At 61.1% G+C, this 22,601-nt stretch carries 20 protein-coding genes; 8 read left to right on the forward strand and 12 right to left on the reverse strand.

The window, feature by feature from the left end; all coding sequences use genetic code 11:
* The first annotated feature begins 149 nt into the window (after positions 1-149).
* The 5 genes from J5286_RS10095 to J5286_RS10115 all read left to right on the forward strand — a co-directional run bounded on the left by J5286_RS10095 (position 150) and on the right by J5286_RS10115 (position 5,037).
* Positions 150-1,181, forward strand: coding sequence for a nitrilase-related carbon-nitrogen hydrolase (locus J5286_RS10095; RefSeq protein WP_209190215.1), 1,032 nt, complete (start codon positions 150-152; stop codon positions 1,179-1,181).
* 270 nt (positions 1,182-1,451) lie between these two features.
* Positions 1,452-2,456, forward strand: coding sequence for an ABC transporter substrate-binding protein (locus J5286_RS10100; protein WP_209190216.1), 1,005 nt, complete (start codon positions 1,452-1,454; stop codon positions 2,454-2,456).
* A gap of 65 nt (positions 2,457-2,521) precedes the next feature.
* Positions 2,522-3,307: an SDR family NAD(P)-dependent oxidoreductase gene (locus tag J5286_RS10105; RefSeq protein ID WP_209190217.1), complete on the forward strand. Its 786-nt coding sequence runs from the start codon at positions 2,522-2,524 to the stop codon at positions 3,305-3,307.
* Between the two features lie 75 nt (positions 3,308-3,382).
* Positions 3,383-4,216: an ABC transporter ATP-binding protein gene (locus tag J5286_RS10110; protein WP_209190218.1), complete on the forward strand. Its 834-nt coding sequence runs from the start codon at positions 3,383-3,385 to the stop codon at positions 4,214-4,216.
* 2 nt (positions 4,217-4,218) lie between these two features.
* Complete coding sequence (locus tag J5286_RS10115) at positions 4,219-5,037, forward strand: ABC transporter permease (protein ID WP_209190219.1); 819 nt, start codon at positions 4,219-4,221, stop codon at positions 5,035-5,037.
* A gap of 147 nt (positions 5,038-5,184) precedes the next feature.
* Here the strand turns inward: J5286_RS10115 and J5286_RS10120 are convergent, their stop codons facing one another.
* From J5286_RS10120 to J5286_RS10130, 3 genes are all read right to left on the reverse strand, one after another.
* A complete protein-coding gene (locus tag J5286_RS10120; RefSeq protein ID WP_209190220.1) occupies positions 5,185-6,168 on the reverse strand; it encodes a PDR/VanB family oxidoreductase in 984 nt (327 codons plus the stop codon).
* Between the two features lie 77 nt (positions 6,169-6,245).
* Positions 6,246-7,577 (reverse strand): Rieske 2Fe-2S domain-containing protein, encoded by a 1,332-nt coding sequence (locus tag J5286_RS10125; RefSeq protein ID WP_209190221.1) that lies wholly within the window; start codon positions 7,575-7,577, stop codon positions 6,246-6,248.
* A gap of 16 nt (positions 7,578-7,593) precedes the next feature.
* A complete protein-coding gene (locus J5286_RS10130) occupies positions 7,594-8,637 on the reverse strand; it encodes a nitrilase-related carbon-nitrogen hydrolase (RefSeq protein ID WP_209190222.1) in 1,044 nt (347 codons plus the stop codon).
* 222 nt (positions 8,638-8,859) lie between these two features.
* Here J5286_RS10130 and J5286_RS10135 point away from each other — a divergent pair, with 222 nt between their 5' ends.
* Entirely contained in the window at positions 8,860-9,543 is a 684-nt protein-coding gene (locus J5286_RS10135; RefSeq protein WP_209190223.1) for a GntR family transcriptional regulator, read from the forward strand.
* 18 nt (positions 9,544-9,561) lie between these two features.
* On the opposite strand, the gene J5286_RS10140 is transcribed toward J5286_RS10135, so the two are convergent.
* The gene (locus J5286_RS10140) at positions 9,562-10,911 is read right to left on the reverse strand and encodes a dihydroorotase (protein ID WP_209190224.1); all 1,350 of its coding nucleotides are present in this window, start codon (positions 10,909-10,911) and stop codon (positions 9,562-9,564) included.
* A 125-nt stretch (positions 10,912-11,036) separates the two neighbouring features.
* Here J5286_RS10140 and J5286_RS10145 point away from each other — a divergent pair, with 125 nt between their 5' ends.
* Together J5286_RS10145 and J5286_RS10150 are read left to right on the forward strand one after the other, a co-directional pair.
* Entirely contained in the window at positions 11,037-11,651 is a 615-nt protein-coding gene (locus tag J5286_RS10145) for an NIPSNAP family protein (protein WP_209190225.1), read from the forward strand.
* 1 nt (position 11,652) lies between these two features.
* On the forward strand, positions 11,653-12,117 hold the full coding sequence (locus J5286_RS10150; RefSeq protein WP_209190226.1) for a RidA family protein: 465 nt from the start codon (positions 11,653-11,655) through the stop codon (positions 12,115-12,117).
* Positions 12,118-12,184: 67 nt separating this feature from the next.
* Here the strand turns inward: J5286_RS10150 and J5286_RS10155 are convergent, their stop codons facing one another.
* From J5286_RS10155 to J5286_RS10190, 8 genes are all read right to left on the reverse strand, one after another.
* Positions 12,185-13,249, reverse strand: a complete 1,065-nt coding sequence (locus tag J5286_RS10155) for an ABC transporter ATP-binding protein (protein ID WP_209190227.1) — start codon at positions 13,247-13,249, stop codon at positions 12,185-12,187.
* A gap of 11 nt (positions 13,250-13,260) precedes the next feature.
* Positions 13,261-15,351: an ADP-ribosylglycohydrolase family protein gene (locus tag J5286_RS10160; RefSeq protein WP_209190228.1), complete on the reverse strand. Its 2,091-nt coding sequence runs from the start codon at positions 15,349-15,351 to the stop codon at positions 13,261-13,263.
* Positions 15,352-15,364: 13 nt separating this feature from the next.
* Entirely contained in the window at positions 15,365-16,198 is an 834-nt protein-coding gene (locus tag J5286_RS10165; RefSeq protein WP_209190229.1) for a carbohydrate ABC transporter permease, read from the reverse strand.
* The gene (locus tag J5286_RS10170; protein ID WP_018897686.1) at positions 16,195-17,040 is read right to left on the reverse strand and encodes a carbohydrate ABC transporter permease; all 846 of its coding nucleotides are present in this window, start codon (positions 17,038-17,040) and stop codon (positions 16,195-16,197) included. The genes J5286_RS10165 and J5286_RS10170 overlap by 4 nt, the downstream gene beginning before the upstream one ends.
* Positions 17,041-17,140: 100 nt before the next feature.
* Positions 17,141-18,451, reverse strand: coding sequence for an ABC transporter substrate-binding protein (locus J5286_RS10175; RefSeq protein ID WP_209190230.1), 1,311 nt, complete (start codon positions 18,449-18,451; stop codon positions 17,141-17,143).
* Between the two features lie 25 nt (positions 18,452-18,476).
* Positions 18,477-19,505 carry a LacI family DNA-binding transcriptional regulator gene (locus tag J5286_RS10180; protein ID WP_348529249.1) on the reverse strand — a complete coding sequence of 343 codons (1,029 nt, stop codon included), beginning with the start codon at positions 19,503-19,505 and terminating at the stop codon, positions 18,477-18,479.
* Positions 19,506-19,802: 297 nt separating this feature from the next.
* On the reverse strand, positions 19,803-20,444 hold the full coding sequence (dhaL, locus tag J5286_RS10185) for a dihydroxyacetone kinase subunit DhaL (protein WP_209190232.1): 642 nt from the start codon (positions 20,442-20,444) through the stop codon (positions 19,803-19,805).
* 57 nt (positions 20,445-20,501) lie between these two features.
* A complete protein-coding gene (locus J5286_RS10190) occupies positions 20,502-22,526 on the reverse strand; it encodes a bifunctional sugar-binding transcriptional regulator/dihydroxyacetone kinase subunit DhaK (RefSeq protein ID WP_245205761.1) in 2,025 nt (674 codons plus the stop codon).
* Positions 22,527-22,601: the final 75 nt, after the last annotated feature.

Genomic DNA, 22,601 nt, shown 5'->3' on the forward strand with positions numbered 1-22,601 from the left:
CTATCTTGGTCGACCGTCGCTATACCATAACCAACCCTAGAACAATGAAATTCCTCCGCGACGAAAAACGAGAGAACGACAGAGCCATATTGACGATTGTGTCCCATTGGTATTCCATTGGAGCACCGCAACTGACTAAGGAGATTTCAATGTCGGTCAAGCCTTGGAGGGCGACGTGCATCCAGATGGACAGCAAGATCGCCAGCAACACGAAGACGCGTGAGGAAGCGTGGCAGATCATCGAGGAAAATCTCGGCGAGGCAATCCGCCTGATCGAGGCGGCCTGTAGCAGCACCGAGCCACCAAAGCTCGTCGTCCTGCCCGAGTTCGTGTTCCAAGGCCCACCGCGCGCAACGCCAGTCAGCGAGTGGATCGAGCGCGCATGCACCACGATCCCGGGGCCTATCACCGAGCGTCTCGCGGATATCGCCCGCAAACATGACATCTATATCGCCGGCAACCATTTCGAGGTCGATCCGCGCTGGCCCGACCGCTATTTCAACTCCTCCTTCGTGCTCGACCCGAAGGGCGAGATCATCCTGCGCTATCGGCGCATCAACACGGCGAGCTGGACCTCGCCGCACGATATCCTGAGCCAGTATCGCGAAGCCTATGGCGAAGACGGGATCTTCCCCGTCGTCGATACCGAACTCGGACGGCTGGCGATCTTCCCTTGCGGCGAGGTTGCCGTGCCCGAACTTTCGCGCGTCTTCATGATGCGCGGCGCCGAGGTTCTGCTTCATCCCTCGAACGAACCCGCGAACGCGCGCGCGGACGCCGCCAAGATCTGCCGCGCTGCCGAAAACATGTGCTATCTCATCAGCACCAACGTTTCCGGACAGATCGGCTTCTCGGACGCGGAACGAGGCGGGCATTCGCAGATCGTAGACTTCAACGGCAACTATGCCGCCTTCGAGAGATCGGACGCCGAGAGCCTTTCGGCCACCGCCATCATCGATATCGCGGCGCTCCAGGCCGCCCGGCGCGACACCAATATGAGCAACGCCCTGCTCCGCACGCGTTGGGAGATGTATCGCGATTACTTCGCTACGGCTGAGGCTTATCCCGCCGACGCCTTGGACAAGAAGGCGTTCGAGACCTATTCCGAGCTGTATCCCGTTCAGGAAAAAGCACTTTCGAACCTGACTGCAGCACGGATCATCCGCGAAATCGAAGCATAATCTGCGCGAGGCAGGTGCAACCGGACGGCCGGACGCACCTGCCGAAATGCTAATTATTATAGTGCGATTTGAGCTTCGCGCCGTCTCGCGGCACCCGCTGCAACTGAAAACCGATCGGTCGCCAATTCATCGAATGCGATCCTTTTTGGCGTTGCCTTGCCCAGAAAATCACCACAAAATGCCACTGCTCAATATTGCAACAATACAACATTGACACTCGATATTCCTCTGGCATACCATCTGAATGCCAACATAAAAATGGGGATCAAAATGAGGAAGAAAATGAAGCGCCTGGCCGTGCCGCTCTTGGGATTGACACTGCTCTGTGCCTCGTTCGCAGGACAGGCATCCGCGGCGGAAAGTGAGAAGGTGCGCGTCCGCCTCGCCTGGGTCGCGGGTGGTGTCGATGCGCCGATGTTCGTCGCAGCGGCAAAAGGCTATTTCAGCGAGAAGGGCCTGGATGTCGATATCGTTGACGGCAACGGCAGCACCGGCACCATTCAAGCGGTGGGTAGCGGCGACTTCGAAATAGGCATCGCCGGTCTCGGCGCGCTGGCGCAGGCCCAACAGGGTTCCGGCGCCGACACGCTGATTGCGGTGGCTGGGCTTCTTCAGAAGGACCCGACATCCGTCATAAGCCTCAAGGGCTCCGGGATCACTACGCCGAAGGATATCGAAGGCAAGCGTCTCGGCACCGATGCCGGCAACTTCGAAGACGGCATGATCAAGGCCTTTGCCGAGGCGAACGGCGTCGACATGAATAAGGTCAAGGTGATCATGATCAACGGAAACGGCGACAGGGTCGCGCTGCTGAAGGGTGACGTCGACTTCATCAATGGCTGGGCCAACCCGGATGGCGATAAGGTCGCCGAGAGATCCGCAATCGAGCCGCCGATGCTGTTTGCCGACTACGGCGTGAACATCCTCGGTTCCAGCGTCATCGTCCGCAAGGACTATCTGGCAAAGCACGGCGATACGGTCCGCAACTTCCTCGCCGCCCTGCAGAAGGGCAAGGCCGCAGCCGCTGCCGATCCGGATGGCGCCCTGAAAATCCTGATGGATGCCCGTCCCGACTCCAAGGAAGAAGGCATCAAGGCGGAAATCGCGAACATGCCGAAGTACGAGCACACCAAGGCATCGGAAGGCAAGCCCTACGGCTGGATCGCCCCAGAGGACGTGACCCTGACGATCTCCTTGCTCGAAAAATACAGCGGCATGGCGCCCGGCCTGACGCCTGCCAAAATCTATGATGGGTCCTATTTGCCTGCCAACTGACATGGCCGGGTGGCGCGCGGCGCCACCCTCATCTCATCCTGATGCCTTGAGGCATGGAATTCCACATGGATCTCGGACTAAACAACAAGCACGCCTTGGTGCTCGGCGCCAGCCAGGGGCTGGGGTTCGCCGTTGCCAAGGCGCTTCTCTCCGAGGGTGCGACAGTCACATTGAGCGGTCGCTCGCTAGAGCGGCTGGAAGCAGCACGCCGGAGCCTTCCGCACGACCAACAAACTAATTGCCACCTTGCGGTCGCCGACCTTTCCGATCCGGATGCAGCTCGCAGGATCAGCGAGGCCGCGCAGGCAAACGCCGCGGTCGACATCCTCGTCAACAACACCGGCGGCCCACCTCCCGGTCCGCCCTCCGCCGTCGATGTCGATGTCGTTTCAAGCCAGTTCGACGCGATGATCCGCCCGGTTCTGTCGCTGACGCTCGATCTCGTCGCCTCGATGCGCGCGCAACAATGGGGCCGGGTTATCACCATCGCCTCAAGCGGCGTCGTTCAACCGATCCCGCACCTTCCGATCTCGAACGCGCTCCGTTCGACCCTCGTCGGCTTCATGAAAACGCTCGCCGGCGAAGTGGCAAAGGATGGCGTGACCGTGAACATGCTGCTGCCCGGGCGCATCGCAACCGCCAGAACCAAATCGCTCGACGCCGCACAGGCCGCGCGCAGCGGACGGGCGGTCGAGGAGATCGGCGCCGAATCCGCCGCAACTATCCCGGCCGGCCGATACGGCACCGTGGAGGAATTCGGCGCGGTCGCCGCATTCCTTGCCGGCATGCCGGCCAGCTACGTCACCGGCAGCATGCTCCGCGTGGACGGCGGCACCATTCGCTCGATCTGAACGGGCACTCCTGCCCGTCCAAATTTTCTCGGCCCGCGGGCCCTATAGGAGATGGGGTTAGACCCAGATGCAGAGATGAACGCTATTCCATCACAACACAGCATTCCTGAGACCACATCCAAAACGACCAAATCGAAGCATGTCGCCATCTCCGCCGTTTCGAAGTCCTTCGAGACCCGGAAAGGTACAGTGCACGCGCTGCAGGACGTGACACTATCGATCAACAAGGGCGAGTTCGTTTCGGTGCTCGGACCGAGTGGCTGCGGCAAGAGCACGCTGATGATGCTGCTTGCCGGCCTGACCTCCGTCTCACTCGGCCGCATCATGGTCGGCGACAAGCATATCGACGGCCCAAATGCCGACGCGGGCGTCGTCTTCCAGCAGGACGTGCTATTGGAGTGGCGCACGGCGCTCCAAAACGTCCTCCTGCAGGCCGAAGTCCGCAAATCCGACATGGCGCAGGCCAAAGAGCGGGCGCGGCAGCTGCTCAAGATGGTGTCCCTGCAGGATTTCGAGGATGCCTATCCGAAGGAGCTTTCGGGCGGCATGCGCCAGCGCGTCTCCATCTGTCGTGCGCTGCTGCACCGCCCGCCTCTGCTCTTGATGGATGAGCCGTTCGGCGCGCTCGATGCTATGACCCGCGACCAGCTCCAGATCGATCTGCTACGCCTGTGCGCCGATAACGAAATGACGGTCTTCTTCATCACCCACTCGATCCAGGAGGCGATCTTCCTTAGCGACCGCGTCGTCGTCATGTCGCCGCGCCCGGGTCGCATTGAGAGGATCATCGACATCGACCTGCCGCGGCCGCGGCGACTTGCCATGCGCGAAGATCCGAAATTCACCGCCTACACGCGGGAGTTGACTTCGATCTTCAAGGGGCTTGGCGTTTTCCGGGAGGAATATTGATCATGGCGCAGCTTGCAGACACACACACCGAGTACAGACAAAACCTGGTTTCGCGCGCGCTTGCGGCCGTGCCGCCGGCATTTTGGGCACTCGCCGCCATTCTCGTGCTCTGGGAACTCGCCGTCCGTATCGCCGAGGTTCCCGCCTTCATCCTGCCGCCCCCGTCGGCGATCTTCGAGGAGATCGTCAGCTATGGGCATCGCCTCGCTCCGAACGCGCTGGTGACGCTGAGCGAGGTGCTTCTCGGCTTCCTCTGTTCCGTTGCCGTCGGCGTGCCGCTCGCGGTGATGATCGTCTATTCCAGGTTCATGGAAAAGGCGATCTATCCGCTGATCGTCGCCAGCCAGACCATTCCGAAGGTCGCCATCGCGCCTTTGATGTTGACCTGGTTTGGCTACGGCATGGCGCCGAAGATCGTGATCGTCGTGATGTTGTCCTTCCTTCCCATCGTCATCAATTCGGTGATGGGCCTGAAGTCGGCATCGCGGGAGATGATCTATCTCTCGCGTTCGATGGGCGCCAGCGGCTGGCAGACTTTCTGGAAATTCCGCCTGCCTCAGGCGCTTCCCAGCATTTTCGCCGGCCTGAAGCTGGCAACGGCGCTCTCGGTCATTGGCGCGATCGTCGCCGAGTTCATCGGCGCCGACAAGGGGCTCGGCTACCTGATCCTGATCGCCGGCGGCAATTTCGATATCGCCCGGCAGTTCGCTGCAGTGGTGATCATCTCACTGATCGGCGTTCTGTTCTTCGCCGCTCTGGAACGCATCGAGAGGATCGCGATCCCGTGGAAGAGAAGCGCCGAGGCTGACGACCGGCACTGAAGCTACCCCCCAATCACAAGACAGATGCCGCCTGCGAAGGCGGCATTTTTATTGCCGGCAATGTTTCCGATGCTCACGCGAGAGGCACCAAAACGAAGAAAGCCCGGCGACGCGCCGGGCTACTCTTTCAACGCAAATTTTACTCGATCAAATATCGAGAACGAGACGATCGCTCTTGGCGCCGGAGCAGCAGATCATGATGAGCTTGTTGCTGTCCTTTTCGCGCGAGGACAGGACATTGTCCTTGTGGTCGCACTCGCCTTCGAGAACGACCGTTTCGCAGGTGCCGCAGACGCCCTCACCGCAGGAGTGAGCAACGGCAACGCCATTGTCCATCAGCACCTGCATGATCGACTGGCCGGCGGGAATGAAGAATTCCAGACCTCGGCGCTTGAGCACCACGGTGAAGTCCTGCGTCGGCCTGGCATTGGTGCCGGCGAAATGCTCGACATGGACATTGTCGTCCGGGCGCCAGCCAGCCGAAGCCTTGAAGGTCTCGATCATCTTCCTGGGGCCGCAGCAATAGACATGGGCGGCCTTCGGAATGCCGACAGCGAGCTTGAGCAAGGGCATGACCTTGCCGGCCTCATCGTCGAAATGGACATGCACACGTCCGGGCATTGTGGCCTCGAGCGCTTCGAGCTCGTCGAGGAAGGCCGCGCTCTGGCGATTGCGCGCGGCGTAAAAGAGCTTCCAGGCGCGGCCAAAGGCTTCGAGATGCCGGATCATCGACAGGATGGGCGTGATGCCGATGCCGCCGGCGAAGAAGGCGCTCTGCTCGGCGTCATCGACCAGCGCGAAGGTGTTGTGCGGCGGATCGATTGTCAGCACATCACCAACGGTCAGCGTCTCGACGACATAGGCGGAACCGCCCCGGCTGGCAGCATCGCGGTTGACGGCGATGATGTAGCGATCGGTCGTGTCGGGACCATTGGTCAGCGAATAGGAGCGGCTGAGATCGCCGGGCAGTTTGAGATTGATGTGCGAGCCGGCGGAAAAGGGCGGCAGTGGCGAACCATCGGCGGAGACGAACTCAACGGCGCGGATGGTTTGTGCCGCCATATGGATGGCGTGGACACGCACGCTCAAAGGCTTGGCATGGGCCGGCGCATGATGGTGAGCGTCGGACATGTCCGCTCCCCCGAAATCTGGAATTTGGGCGGAAAGATCCGGCACGATTGCGCCGGATCCAAGCGTGAGACCTTCGCTCATTCGGCCGCGGCCATCTTGGGCTTGTAGCCCTTGACCTCGGCCATCTTCTCTTCATAGCCATCGAGCCAGTCGGTGCCATAGGGCACAACGATGTCGCCGCCGCGGGCATCGCGGGCATATTCGGGATGGTCGACGAAGTCGGGCAGTTTGCCCGTGGCGGCATATTCCTTGGCCGCATCGAGCATCACGCGGCGGGTGAGGATGACCATGCGGTCGGAGGCGGCAAGGTGCTCCATCTCGCGATCGACGATGGCGCCCATGGATTCCTGGATCATCTGATCCTGCAGCGGCACGCCGACGACGCCGGTGTAGCTATCGCCATTGCGCTGCCATTCGCGATCGATGCCATAATCGTTGGAGCGATCCTTGACCGGGCGCCAACGGCCCTTCCAATCGGTGGTGGTGGGCAGGTATTCGAGCGGGCGAGCGAGACCGCCAACAGGCGTGCCATCCTTGTACTTAAAGTTCTTCTTGCCGCCGCCCGAGGCACGACGCAGGTCGATATTGAAGATCATGGTTGATTCGTCGTCGATCGGCACCCACGCATTAGCCGTTACGGCATTTTCGAGATCGCCACCGGGATAGGTCACCCAGATCGGAAACAGATAGCTGGCAAAGCGGTGATGCTCGGTGCCTTCATAGGCATTGCGCTGGGCCGAATACATGGTGCCGTAACTGGTCACGGTCACGTTAATCTTGGGCGCCTTTTCAGTGACGGTGAACACTTCCGGATCGGAGAGATCGAGCTTTTCGCCATCAATGCCGCCAACGTGCAGGAAGCCCAGATGCGAGGTATCGATATCGCCTTCCAGAGCCTGCATATAGTTGCAGTCGCGGTGCGTGAGCGCGATGTTGCGGTCATCGCCATCGCCCATGATAGCCTCGATCTCGGGCAGCTCCGGCGGATTTTCCTGACGCTCGCCCATATAGGCGAAGACGAGACCACCGGATTCCTTCACGCGGTACGCGATCGCCGGCGTGCCGGCCGGATATTTCGACTTGTCCTCAAGGTTCGGCTGATCGAGACATTTGCCGGTGACGTCGAATTTCCAGCCATGATAGGCACAGCGAATGCCGCCCATTTCGTTGCGGCCGAAGAACAGTGACGCACAGCGATGCGGGCATCGATGGTCGAATACCCCTACCCGGCCCTCGCTGTCGCGGAAGGCCACTAGCTTCTCGCCTAGGATCATCAGGCGTACGGGATCGCCATCGGCCTTCAATTCCGAGGACATGCAAACAGGCATCCAGAACTGACGGAAGAAGTTGCCCATAAGCGTGCCCTTGCCAACGCGGCTGAGCTGTTGATTTTCTTCTGCGGTGATCATTCCTTGTCTCCTGATCTTATCGTTCGGAAAGAGGTTCGAGAACGCGGGCGCGCTCCAGATTGGTGCGTGAGATCTCGACGGCCGTCTTGGTCTCGGCGGCATCGGCCATCGGCGTGTCGCGGAAATGGTCCGGCGGGTAGAAGGCCGCCTGCTGGTAATAGCTGCGGTACATTTCGAAGCGAGCCCGCAGCAGCGGGTTGTGGGTGCCGGTATCGGTGCGGCGATCGATGCGGAGCTTCTCGATGTCGATGATGCCGGAAACGCCGATGCCTTCCTCCGCGCTCTCCTCGAAGGCGATGGTGTCGCCGAAATGATCGAGGATGTGCGAACGGCCGCCAACGATGGAATTGTCAGGCGAAAAGCCGATCGGACCGGCGACGTTGGCGCTGATCAGGTAGCACATGTTCTCGGCGGCGCGCGCGACCTTGGCCGCCTCCTGCCCGGTCGTGAACTTGGAATTGGTCGGGTGCAGGATCACCTCGGCGCCCTGCATCATGTAACAGCGCGCGACCTCCGGGACATTGATCTCGCCGCAGGGGATCAGCGCAAGGCGGCCAAGCTCGGTATCGGCGATCGGGAAGACCTGATCTTCAGGCGTCGCGTCCAGATAGTCGGACATGAAGTCGTGAACGGAGGGAAACGCCGCCGTGTTGACGCGACGGTAGTTAACGACGATCTCGCCGTCACGGCCGATCAGGAAGGACGAGTTGAAGTAGCGGCCCGGCCATTCGCTCGGCGCCTCGAACATGTTGCCGGCGATGAAGATCCCTTCCCGCTTGGCAAGCGCCTGCAGCGGCTCCGTCAGCGGACCGGGAATGGTCGAACAGGCTCTCTCGATCCACGGACCAACCTTCATGGAAAGCGGCGGCCCCTGCAAGGCGAACTCGGGGAAAACGACGAGGTCGGGCTTCTCACTCGATGCGCAGGCTTGCTCGATCAGCCCAAGCAGACGATCCAGATTTCGCTTCATGACGTCCTTGGCGGCTTGGTTGTCCGGCGCCTGAGTCGCTCGTTCACTGCGCATCTGGATACTGGTCGCGCGCCAGGGGTTGACTGCCATATTCACTCTCCATCAATTTGGCGGACAACTTGCACGCCATTGGTATACCAATTTGTAGCGTGGCTTTTCCTGTTTGCCAAGTGCTGTTTTGCAAGGGATTTTGCGATGATAATGTATCGATGTAGAGAAATAGCAGATATGGGATACCAAGATTATTCCCGCCGTCTTCCAGCGGAGCACAAGCTGGGCTAGGGGATAGCAGGATTTTGATCGGGGGATTACATGACCGAATCTGACCATGACCAGTTTGCCGCAGCACTTTCGGCGGACCGTGTGAATTTGACGGAACAGGTCTATGACCAGTTGATCGAGATATTGATCAAGGGGGAGTTGCGCCCCGGTGACGTCATCGTCGAGCGGCGCATGGCCGACCGGCTGAATGCATCGCGTACGCCGATCCGCGAAGTGCTCGGCAGGCTCGAGGCGGAAGGCCTCGTCTACAAGCAGCCGGGACGCGGCGTGACCGTCAGCCCTTTTTCCACCGAGGCTTTCGTTGAGCTGCTGCATGTGCGCCAGTTGCTGGAATCGGATGCCGCACGGCTTGCCGCCGGTCGCATCCCTCCGGCGCGCGTCGAGGAAATCCGCGCGGCATTGCAGGAACTTGGCCAAAAGCCCGCCCCTACGCTCAGCGAAATATGGGACGTCGATGACATGCTGCATGGCGAGATCGCGGATGCGGCGGGCAACGCGCTGCTGGCGGGCATGATCCGCGACCTGCGCAGGCGCACCCACGTCTTCAACGCCTATCGCAACCCGTCGAAGTACAAGTTCGGCGTGGAAGAGAACGCAGCACTTCTCGACGCCATTTCCAGCGGTGACCAGGAAAAGGCTCGCAGCGCGATGGCCAACCACATCGAAAGTGTGAAGCTGGCGATCATCGATCGGCTGACTGGGGCGATGCGCTAGAGATAGACGCCCGTGCCGTCAGCTCCGGCGCGGAACGTACCGCCCGTACCCAGCCGCATCAGTGACGGCAACGCCGTCCCACACCTTCCGGCCGCGCACGAAGGTTGCCGAAGGCCGAACCGTGAATGTCATGCCGTTGTAGGCGCTCCAGCCAGGCCCATCGGGATTTGCCGTCGCATCGTAGACAAAGTCCTCCGGCGACAGAACCGCGATATCGGCGTCGAAGCCAGGCGCGATGCGCCCTTTGCGTGAGAGACCGAAGAAGCGGGCCGGACGGTCGGCAAGATACTCAGCGGTCAGCATCGCGGCCTGAACATTATCCTTACGTTTTGCCGCGGCCGTGAAGAAAGCGGGCACCATGGCCTCGAGGCCCGGCATGCCGGCGGCAACGTCGAAGATCGATGCACTGGTCTTTCGCTCGAGCGGCCAGGCGCTGTGGTCGGACGAGACGAAGCTGCACAATCCTTGCTCCAGAACACCCCAGAGCGCCTCCGTCTGCCCCGGCCGGATCGGCGGATTGACCTTCAGGAGTCCCTTGAGACGCGGCATGTCGGTCTGCGCATCGAAGAGCAGGTAGTGAACGCACATCTCGGCGGTGGCCGCGACGCCGCGCTCGCGATAGGCGCGCGCCATCTCGAAGCCTTCGGGAACCGAGATATGGACGATATGGGCATGGGCCTCGGTCGACGCCGCGACTTCGAAGAAAGTGCTCGTCGCCGCCAGTTCCGCCACGGGCGGCCGGCTCTGGCTGTGATATTCCGCGCCGGTCTTACCCTCCTCTTTCAGTGCCTTCGTCGCATGCGCGACGATCTCCTGGTCCTCGTTGTGCAGGCCGAGCGGCAGGCAGGTGCCCTCCAGCGCCTTGAGAAGCACCAGCGTGGCGGAATTGTCGATCCGCGGGAAACGGTCCGGATGGGCTTCGAAGGACGAGATCTTGAACGCGCAGACGCCCTCATCGATCAGGCCCCGGATGTCCGACAGGTCGGGCCTCGTGGGGATCGTTCCATAGAGAGCGACGTCGCAGACAGCGTGCTCGCCGATCGCGGCGATCTTTTCCCGCAGCACTACAGCCTTCGTCACCGGGATCGGATGGTCATAGGGCATGTCGACGATCGTCGTCACGCCGCCGATGACGGCGGCCTTGGTCGTCGGCGCCATGCCGGCGAAGCCGATCTGGCTTCCGGCGTGGGTCTGCCCGTCGACCGCTCCGGGGAGAAGCCAGGCCGAGCCGAAATCCTGTATTTCCGCCGCCTCGGGCGCGTCGCCGGTTCCAACGGCGACGATCGTTCCGTCGGTGATCGCGATCCAGCCATCTTCGACAATACCTGATGCCGTGACCACCCGTCCCTTCAATACTCGCTCGATCATTTCGCCTGCTCCCTCATTCTATCGACGTGTAAATTTTTGGCGTGCAAATGGTATTTCTTTGGCGTACCAAGCTGGAGGTGACTTTGGAAGAGCCTTTCAGCATTCAAGGATGAGCGAGATTGAAAATGATTTATGACCTAACGATTTTGTCGCTGCTGCCCAATACACTCGGCGCCGTCATGCCTGTATTGCCGGAGACATACGCGAACTTCTCGTCCACCGGCACGCCGCTTGGTGCCTTCGCCTGCGAGTTCGGCACCTTGAACCGTTTCGCCTTCCTGACTGCCTATGAGACGATCGAAGCGCTGACCGAGGAGCGCGCCAGATTGATGACGACTGCCGATCCCTATGGCATCGCCGCGTCGCTGGCGGGCGTGACGAACACGGCTTTCAAGCCGCTGTCCTTCGCCAAACCCATCACGCCGGGCGCCTACGGCCCGTTCTACGAATTCCGCACCTACACGCTGGCGCCGAACGGCCTTGCCGAAACCGAAGAGGCTTGGGCAAAGATCATCGAGCGCCGGCACGCGATGTCGCCGCTCCTGACCAACATGGCCTCGATCGAGGAAGGCCCACAGAAGATGGTGCACATCTGGCCCTATCAGACGATCGAAGCGCGTGTGGCGGCACGGGCGCAGGCGAGCAAGGAAGGCATCTGGCCGCCGCCGGGCGGTTCGGCCAAGCTGACCAACCTGCAGTCGGAACTGTTCGTGGCAACCTCGTTCTCGGATCTGAAGTAGGATGAGCATCGAAGACCGCCTCGTCGCGCTCGGCATAACGCTTCCGCCGCCCCCCGCGCCCGTCGCGCGGTTCCTTCCCGCCGTGCAGGCAGGCGGACTGCTCTTTCTCTCCGGCCTCGCCCCCCTTCATGGGGCGGGCCAACCCTACACGGGCGTCGTCGGCAGCGATTACACGGCCGAGCAGGCGCAAGATTTCGCCAGGCTGGTCGGCATCAACCTGCTGTCGGTCGCCAAATCCAGCTTGGGGAGCCTTGATAGGGTCACCAGGGTCGTGAAGGTGCTGGGCATGGTCAACGCAATCCCCGGCTTCACCCGCCACCCCTTCGTTATCGACGGCTGCTCCAACCTGTTCTTCGAAGTCTTCGGCCAGCGCGGCATGCATGCCCGCACCGCGATGGGCGCCGGATCGCTGCCGAGCAATATTCCGGTCGAGATCGAAGCGGTGTTCGAGGTCGCACCCGACTGAAGGCAACCGACTGACCGGCGCGCCAGTGCTAGCAAGGCTCTCAGCGCGCCGACCCTGGATAAGCGATCTACGGGGACGCGATCCGGCGTCCCGTCTCCTGATCGAAGAGATGCACGCTGCCCTTGGCAAGCGAAAGGTATTGCCGGCTCGCAATGTCGAATTGCGGTCGTTCGCGCAAGACGACGGAAACGAGCTGGTCGCCGAGGCGCGCCTCAACGAAGGTTTCCGCCCCCGTCGGCTCGATATTCTCAACAACGGCTCCAAGCTCGCCCTCGGCAACGAGCGCGATTTCTTCCGGACGCTTGCCAATCAGTACCGTCTGTCCCTCACGGACGCCGGCGGGCGCTTTCAGCCCTGTTCCCTTGCCCGTCTGCAGAACAAGATCGCCCGACCGGGCGACTGCCGGAAACAGGTTCATGGCCGGAGAGCCGATGAACTGCGCCACGAAGGCATTCGCGGGGCGATCGTAAAGCTCGAGTGGCGAACCCACCTGCTCGATCTTGCCCGCCTGCATGACGACAATGCGATCGGCCATGGTCATCGCTTCGATCTGATCGTGGGTGACATAGATCATCGTCGTCCCGAGGCGGCGATGCAGCGACTTGATCTCGCCACGCATCTGCACGCGAAGCTTGGCGTCGAGATTGGAAAGCGGCTCGTCAAACAGAAAGACCTGCGGCTTGCGCACGATCGAGCGACCCATGGCCACACGCTGACGCTGCCCGCCCGACAGAGCCTTCGGCTTGCGCTGAAGAAGCGGAACCAGCCCAAGGATTTCAGCTGCCTCACGCACCTTCTTCTGCTTCTCCTCCTTGCTGGCGCCCGCCAACGTCAGGGAAAACGCCATGTTCTCCTCGACGGTCATATGCGGATAGAGCGCATAATTCTGGAAGACCATCGAGATATCGCGGCTCTTCGGCGGCAGATTGTTCACCACCTTGCTGCCGATCGATATCTCACCACCGGAGATCTCCTCCAGACCCGCGATCATCCGAAGCAGCGTCGACTTCCCGCAGCCCGACGGGCCGACGAGGACGACGAATTCGCCCTCGTTGAAGGTTGCCTCAATGCCGTGAATGACCTCAGCGCTTCCGTAGCGCTTGACGACCTTGTCGATTGTTACGCTGGCCATACTGCCACTCCTTACGCTGCGCCGATTGCGATGCGCGTGGCCGACAATGCGCCTTCATGGATGATGAGGCCGGCCGATCCACCTGCGAAAGCCGTATCCTCGGCTTCGACACGGACATCGCCAACGCGCGCCTCAAAATGACCACCCTTGGCCGAAACCTTCAGCGTGAAGGCCTTCTCGAATTCGACGTCGAGCGCGACGGAAGCAAGCACCTTGCGATGCTCATCCTTGCACCTGACGATCTGCAACTCACCTGCACGGGTGACCAGCGCGGCGTAGTATCGGCGCTGCCCTTGCGAGCGGAACACCAGACCGCCGTGATCACCGAGGTGCAGCATCAAATCCGCCTCGATCGCGTAATCCGTCCAGTCGCGCGTGCCCTGCATGATCATGCCATCGCCGCGGTTCTGGCTGATGCGGAAATCCTGCGGGAAGTGCTTGGAGAAGAAATGCACATTGCTGACCCAGGCACGGCGCCAGAAATCGCCGGCACCCTCGGGCCGGCGGAAGGTCACTGACGGGCAGCCGTCCCAGGTCAGGCTGTCGATGACGACACGACCGTTTGCCCGGCCGTCAGCCGTCGTCAGCACCAGGCCAACCTCGGCGATCGGCTGGTATCCGGTCTCCGGCACAGTCCAGGAGAGCGAGGCGGATGCGCCGGCTGCCAGCAACTCGCCATTCGGCATGTCGATGGTGACGAGGTTGTCCGTGCCGTCATAATGACGAATGCGCAGCTTAGCTTCAACGATCCCCTTGTTGCCTGCATCGGCGCTGACGCGCGCCTTCAGCACCTGGCCGGCATGAATGCGCGGGCTGGCCATCAGATCATAGGTGCGCATCTTCGTCACTTCGGCCGGCGTAAACACGGGCGTGGTGGTTGCCGCCTCGCGGCCCGGGGCAAGCGCGGAAAAATCGATCGCCAGACCGTTGCCCGTGCCGCTCACCTTGAGATCGGCGAGCGCAGTATCGGCCGTCTGCGGACGGAAGCCCTGGACAGAGCCTGGCAGCGAGAAGTGGAACTTGGCACCATCCTTGGGTGCCGGTTCGGCGGCCTGGCCGGCAAGCTTGCGACCGAGATTGGCAAGCCAGAGAGCAACATCAACGGCATCGGCGATCGAGCGACCACCGTCGGCCGTCGACATGTAGAGCCGGTCGGCAACCGGGCCGCGCCAATCCGGACCGGCGTCCAGCCCGTCGAGGCCGAGCATGATTCCGTGCAGGCAGCCGAGATTGCCGGCATTGCAATCCGTATCCCAGCCGGAGGTGTTGACGATCATCTGGCCACGCTGGAAATCATGCGGCGCATGCAGCAGCGCCATGATCATCAACGCATGGTTCGGAACGACATGGCAATTGCCCGGATACTTGTCGTAGCCGTAGTTGTCTTCGATCCTTTGGCGGGTTTCCTCCCAATCCTCGTTGCCGGATGTCCAGTGGCGGATATCGGCGACAAGCTTGGCGATCAGGCTGTCCTTCGGAATATAGGACAGGCCGGTGTCCAGCAGATGATTGACATCCTTGCTGACGAAGGCTTCCGCCTCCATCGCAGCCCAAAGCACCGCGGCGTGGACCGCTTCACCGTCGTGGCTGACGGAACCCGCCGCGCGCGCGAGCTTTGCGGCCTGCGCCGGATTGCCTGGAGAAACGAGCGCCCAACCGTCGATGAAAATCTGAGCGCCGATCTGCTCGGCGACCGTTGCGCCATTGGTTTCGATCGAACCGGAGGCGGGTGCGGGAATACCGCGCTTCAGGTTGAGCCAAGCGGTGTGTTCGGTCGAGTTGCCGGCTCCGCCCCACCAGAGGATAGAGCGCTCCTCGATGATGTAGTTCAGCCAAGCCTTGCCGATATCCTCGGCGGAAAGGTCGGGCGAGATGCCGTAGTCGTCAAGCGCACGCGGGAAGGCGAAGGTGCCGCCGACATCGTCGTCGGTGACGACAAGCGGATCGCCCAGCCGTTCGTGGACGTAGTAGGTGATCGGTCCGAGCTTCTGGAGAATATCCTTGTAGCGCCAGTTTTCGAACGGGCGGCCGAGATAGACGCCGATCAGCTTGCCGAGAACGCCGGCGTAGACACGGTTGTTGTAGTCTGCAGGTATGGACATCTGAAGCTCCTTGTCAGCCCTTCACCGAACCGCCGGCCATTCCTTCGATGAAATGGCGCTGCAGCAGGATGAAGAGAATTACGATGGGTAGAATGATGATGAGGGCCGCCGCCATGATCTCGCCCCAGTCGGACGAGTACTGGCCGGACAGCAGGAAGAAGGAAACGACGGCCGTCAGCCTGTCCTGATCCTGCAGGAAGGTGGTTGCGATCAGGAACTCGTTCCACGAGTAAAGCCCGATGATAAGCGCGACCGTGAGGATGCCAGGCGAGACGATGGGCAAGAAGACGCGCCGGAACACCTGCCAATGCGTCGCCCCGTCGATCAACGCAGCTTCCTCAAGCTCCTTGGGCACGGCAAGAAAATAGGTGCGCAGAAGCATGATGGCGAAGGGCGAGTAGACCGCCGTGTAGATGAAGGACACGGCAATCGGGTTGTTGATCAGCCCGAAGCGGGCAAAGCCGAAGTAGAGCGGGAAGAGAAAGAGCTGGATCGGCGCCGTGGTGCTTGCCAGCAGATAGAAGGTGAGGATTTTCCAAGTCTTGATCTTGCGCCGGGCGAGAACATAGGCCGTCAGCGAACCCGTGGTGCAGACGAGGATGATCGTCATCCCGGTCAAAACCGCCGAGTTGACGAGCGTGCGCCCAAAGTTGGCATCCGACCATGCGCGGGTAAAATTGTCCCAACGCAGTTCCGCCGGCCAGGCAAGCGGATTTTGCACGATCTCGGCGGACGCCTTCAGCGAATTCAGGACCATCAGCACGATGGGAAATAGCGTGATGATCAGCAGCAACGACAGCGTCGCATAGACGAGCGTGAGCGTGAGGCGGCTCTCGGTCATGTTCATTGTTCGAACTCCGATGCTTGCGCGCGGATATAGAGGACAGTGGCAGCCAACCCGAAGAGGCTTATAACGACGGAAACAGCGGCCGCCTTGCCGACGGCGAGATCGTAGAAGGCCGAACGATAGGCCAGCGTCGACAGCACTTCGGATGAATAGGCGGGGCCGCCCTGGGTGAGGATGTAGACGAAGTCGAAGACGAGGAACGACCAGATGACGGTCATGATCATCATCAGGGTGATGGTCGGCATGATGCCTGGAAGCAGTACGTAGCGGATCATCTGGAAGAAGGTTGCTCCCTCGATGCGGGCTGCCTCGATCTGTTCAGCCGGCACCTGGCGAAGGGCGGCGAAGAAGATGACGCATAGGAAGCCCCACCAGTGCCATAGATCGACGACGGCGATGCCGTAAAGCGCGCTGGATGTTTCTGTCAGCGGGTTCGCAATTTCGATACCCAACCGCTGGAGAAGGCCCGTAACACCCGTCACCGGCGAATAGATCATGCCCTGCCAGACACGGCCGGTAATGGCCGTGGCTATGATAACAGGGAGGAAGTAGATGACCTGGAACGTGTTGGAGCCACGACGGGCAACCAAAAGCATTGTGGCCGCCAGCAGCCCCATGCCGATCGGCACCGTCAGGAAGATGATCGTCCAGATGATGTTGTTGGTGAGCGCCGTCCAGAACACGCTGTCGTCCCACAGCGCCGCGAAATTGTCCAACCCGACGAAGACAGGCGTGCTGATGCCGTCCCATTCGAAGAAGGCAAGCGCCACCGTCAGCAGCGCCGGAATGGCGATGATCACGATGTTTATGATGAGGGTCGGCAGAACATAGAGTCTGTGCATGTGTATTACCTTTTCGGGCATGATCCGGCCTGCCCCGCCACCGGAAACCGGTGGAAGGCGGGCAGAAGGCGCGCGCTAAGCGCGCCTCACAAGGTCCTGATCAGCGAGCCGGGACGGCAGGCGCCTTTCCGGCTTTGGATTCCTTCTGGAAGGACTCGTCGAGCTTGGTCAGATAGTCCGTTGGCGAGATCTTCTTCAGCCAGACTTCCTCGATGCCGTTGATGATGTAGCTGTCGGTCGCAGGCGGCAGGAAGGTCCAGGTGGTGTAGCCGTATTTTCCGTCGGCAACCGAGGCGGACAGGTTCTTCATCGTCTCGGTAAAGAGCGGGGACACCTCACTCGCCATCTTGACGCTCGAGATATCCTTGAGCGGGATATTCCACTCGCCCTGCCAGGCGGAGTTCATCGTGCCGTAGACTTCAGGCGAGAAGACGTAATTGATGACCGTGGCCGCACCTTCGGGGTTCTTCGCCTTGGTCGCGATCGAGAAGGTCGAGCCGATCCCGAGCGGGAAGATCGGATCGCCGGACGCACTCGGGAAGCCGACGAAGCCGGCCTCGGATCCGGCTTTCTTGCCGTAGGTCGCAACGTTCTGGAACTGCCATGTGCCGGTCGGCATCATGCCGGCTTTTCCGGAGGCCATCGCGTCAGCCGCCTGCTCGCTGCTGGTCAGCGAGAAGTAGTTCTTGCCGAAATAGCCCTTCTGCCACCACGAGTTCAGGCGGTCGATCGACTTGACGAAAGGCTCGGCCGTCCAGGGCATTTCGCCACGCAACGCCTTGTTGAGATTGTCGGGACCAGCGACGGAGTTGAGCGCCAGCGTCACGAACCATTCATTGGCGCCGCGCCAATCGGCGTTGCCGGCGGCGAAAGGCGTGATGCCTTCTTTCAACATCGCGTCGGCGAGCGTTTCCATCTCGTCAAGCGTTTTGGGCGCCTGCCAGCCGTGCTTTTCAAACAAGGTCTTGTTGTAGAAGAGACCAACGGTCTCATAGGTCTTCGGCAGCGCATAGAGCTTGCCGTTATACTCGCCCATTTTCAGGAAGACCGGCAGGATGCGATCCTGCCACTTGTACTTGGCGGCATAATCGTCGAGCGGCATGAGCTGGCCCGACTGGGCCATCGGCGCGACGTAGCTCGGGCCCGCCGTGTAGACGACATCGGGACCGTTGCCGGAGAGCATGGCCACGCGCAGCTGCTTGTCGAGCTCGGTGCCGCGATAGTCGATCTTCAGGCTCTGCTCCGGATTGGCCTTGTCGAAAGGTTCGACGATATTCTCCTTGATCAGCTTCTGCTGATCGGGGGTCGCCTGCTCATACCACCAAGTCACGCGATCCTGGGCGACGGCGATATGAGCGGCGCCGATGACGATAGCGGCAGCGGCAAGCAATTTCGTCTTCATCTTGGTCATGTTCACTCCTCCCTTGTTCGATGGATTAATTCTGTACGCCTGGCGGCGGAGCGACCGATGCTCGGATGACGAGCTCAAACGGCATCTCCTCGGGCTGGGCTGGTTCGGTTTCACGGGAAATCAGACGCGACAGAAGTTTTTCGGCCGCACGCGCGCCGAGGCGATCCTGGAACTGCGCCACCGTTGTCAGCCCTGGAGTGACAAGTGCCGAGGCCATGATGTCGTCGAAGCCCGCGACGGAAATATCGCGGGGTACCGACAACCCGTTTCGAAGCAGACTCTTGATGACACCAATTGCCATCAGATCGTTGGCAGCAATGATGGCCGTGACCCGCCGCCCACTCGCCACGATGCGATCCGCCATCTCGCTGCCCGCCTCGACGGTGAAATGCGTGGCCTCCAGAACAATCGGCTCAGCGCCGCTCGCAGCCATGGCATCGAGATAACCCTGAAGACGAACGCTTTGCGGACCGCCACGAGCGGCGACCATGGCAATGGCGCGGTGACCGAGACCGAGAAGATGGGCCGTGACGGCGCGCGCAGCAGCCTGGTTGTCAATAAACAGATCATCTATCGGAAGCGAACCGCCGGATTTGCGCCGCACCTCGATGCGCACGACCGGGACGCCATTCTTGCCAAGCGGCGCAAGATCACGGGCGGACAGGTTGAAGAAGACACCAACCACACCGTCATAGCGCCCCTGCAAGGCGGCGGCGACCACCTGCCGCTCGTTCGCGAGCTCGCCTTCGGTGTCGATCGTGATCACCTCATAGCCGGCATTGCGCACAACCTTCTGAACGGCAACGACAAGCGAGGGGTAAAATGGGTTCGTCAAATCCGGAACGACACAGGCAATCACATGCGATCGGCTGGTGCGCAACGCCTGTGCAAACCGGTTGGGCTGATAGCCGAGTTCGGCAATGACAGCCTCGATGCGATCAGCCGTTTCCGGCGCAACCTTGTCCCTGCCGCCGTTCAAGACAAGCGACACCGTGGCCTGCGCAACGCCGGCTCGCTCTGCCACTTCCTTCTGCGTTATTCTGCGACCAGACACATTAAATTCCGTCGTTGATACGTAACAATTCATTATTGATACGTATCAACGATAGAGTCAAGCGGCAGCTGGCCAAATCTCTAAAACGAGCGATGGCCGAATTCGGATCAGGAAGATTATTACCGACTTGAGGTTCTAGCCGACCTGCGGCAGCTCGATAATGTGGTGATCGGTTGATTGATCGCTCGGTGGGCGGACACCGAAACAAGGGTTCCGGAACCGACTTAAACGGACATGCGCTTAAGGTGTGCGGCCCAGAACCGGGCAGCACTGCTGCAGGCTGTCACCTGACAAAGCTCAATCCGCGAAAACTTCCGCCATGGCCTTCAAAATGAGAACCGCCGAAGCCGCTCCGGGATCGACATGGCCGAGTGAACGTTCGCCCAGTCTGGCGGCACGTCCGCGTACCGCGACCATCGAACGTGTGGCCTCAGCACCTCCCTCGCCTGCCGCGACCACTTCGCGCCACAGTTCCGCAGGCCCGCTCGCGCGCGCCAGTGCAGCGCCGCCCGCTTCTGCTGCGGGGATCCAGGTATCGAGCATGGTCTTGTCGCCACGTTGACCCTTGCCTCGCTCTTGTATTCCGAGTGCCATCGCCTGCAACACGGCGACCTGGCCAGCAACATCCAGAGACTGGCGCGCTTCCAAGGCCTTTGCAGCGCGCAAAAAGGCGGTCGCATACAAGGGGCCAGTCGAGGCCCCAACCGCATTGAGGAATACAGAGGCGGCGATCGTCATCACCGCCGATGGCAACATGTCGTCGAGATCGGATCGCGCCAGTTCACTGGAAACGGCACCAAAGCCGAGCAGCATGGTAATGCCATGGTCGGCGTCGCCAATCGCGCCATCAAGCTCGGTCAGGTAATCCTTCTCCGTGGCAATCAGGCTGGATATCCGGTTGAACATCCGGTTCAGCTTGCGTGCATCGTTCTCTGCCATCGTTTCCCCTCCCATCGTCAGAACGCCCCCGGCGACGAGCCGGGCGCACTCTGCTTATTACGTTATCTTCAAGACTGCGGTGTCGCATGGATGATGCAGGAGCCCCGTCAGTTCCTCATCAAGCTCCATGATGGAGATCGACGCCCCGACCATGTCGAGCGACGTGCAGTAGTGCCCGATCCAGTTCGCTTCGATGACGATGCCCTTGGCGCTCAAGCGCTGCTCGACGCGCCGGAACAGAACGTAGAGCTCCATCATCGGCGTCGCCCCGAACGAGTTGACGAGGACAGCAACACGACTGCCTTCGACCGCTCTCATCTCGGCGAAAATCCGGTCCATCACCTTGTCGACGATCTCGTCAGCGCTGATCATCTTCTCGCGAATGACGCCCGGCTCGCCATGAATCCCCATGCCGAACTCGATATCCTCCGCTCCGATCTCGAAGTTGGGGCGCTGGGTCTGCGGCATGGAGCACGCTTCGAGCGCAACGCCGACCGTATAGGTCCGCATGTTTGCCTTGCGGGTCACGGCTTCACAAAGGTCGAGCGACAGACCGCGATCGCAGGCCGCGCCTGCGATCTTGAAGGTGAAGAAATTGCCTGCCACGCCGCGGCGGCCATCGCGGTCCTCGATTGGCGAAGAGGTGATGTCGTCTGTGGTCAGAACCGTTCGGATTGGAATACCCGCCGTCTCGGCCATCTCCGCGGCCATCTCGAAGTTCATCACGTCGCCGGCATAGTTGCCGTAGACGAAAAGAACGCCCGCGCCACCCGATGCCGCCTTCGCGCAATGAAGGATGGGGATCGGAGGAGGCGACGAGAAGATGTTCCCGACCGCAACGGCATCGGCAAGCCCCTTGCCGATATAGCCCAGGAAGCCCGGCTCGTGTCCGGATCCGCCGCCGATGACCAGGCCGACCTTTCCAGGTCTCGGCCCGTCCCGCGCGATCAGGGCGCGATTGGATTTGTCGATCGGCGACAGATAATTGCGATGCGCACGCACCACGCCATCCAGCATCTCCTCGACGATCTTGTCCGGATCGTTCAGAAACTTCTTCACGCGCATTCGCGCAGCGGATGGCAACGGCGCTTGACTTTCGGGCCGCAGACGCTGCGACGACCGCTGATCGATATCGGTCACGCCATCGGCATTGAGAATGCCGCGGCCGGTCGCGGCATCCGTGATCAGCACGTTGACATAGCCGCCGCGCAAAGCCGCAAGGATGGCTGGCACCTTGTCGAAGCCACCTGCGGCGGCGATACGCAAATCGATGTTCTTGAGCATCTCAAGGGAAATGCCGATCGTTCGATCGTCGAGCGGCCCTGCCACCGCGCGGCCATGCACATCGATGAAACGACCGGCCACCACGCCGACGGCGCCCTTGGCAAGATAATCCTGCAGCGGAACGGATTCGAAAAAGCCGCTGGTATGGATGGTGGAATTGGGACGCAGCGAAGAAATACCAAAAAGTGCCTTGTTGGCGGCGGCAAGCGCGTCGAACTGGCTCTCGATCAGGGGCTCCTGCAGAAATGCATCGCGCACGCCGGGGGCGGAGACAATGGCGGGCGCGGAAATATTGATCAGCTTGCCGTTGATGGCGTTGGCGAGCGCCGTCGCACAGAGCTCTGGTGTATAGGCAAAGCTCGCGCGCGTACCGCCGGTCGCCTGCACGACCGTCACGTCCTGCAAGCCGGGAACCTCTGCGTGCTCGCTTATCGCCAGCACCGTACGCCCCCACGACACGGCGATCGTATCGCCCGACTTGACCAGCCGATGCAACGCCTGACCACCTGCGGCACCGATCCTGTCGATCAACGGTCTGGCGGTATCCTCGCTCGGAACGACAAGACAGTCCGTCAGGCCAAAATGCCGTTTGAGTGCCTGCGCTACCGTCAGTGAAGCAAGGCGGGCAGGCTCGATCGCGATGTTGACAATGCCGCGCTCACGCGCTTCGGCGAGGTAGCTGTTCACGGTTGCGCGGGATATGCCCATGACGTCGGCGATCTCGCCCTGCGTCAGCCCATCCTCGTAATAGAGCCAGCACGCCCAGACATAGGGGTCGTCGCCATAGCGCAGCGGCATCGCATCCGGTGCCTGTGCGAGATCGCTCTTGCCTGCGCCGGCTTTTCTCGCCTGCTGTGTCTTAACCGTTGCCAC

Origin of the sequence: Rhizobium sp. 16-488-2b (assembly GCF_017741815.1) — a bacterium.
In the GTDB taxonomy this organism is placed as follows: Bacteria; Pseudomonadota; Alphaproteobacteria; order Rhizobiales; family Rhizobiaceae; genus Rhizobium.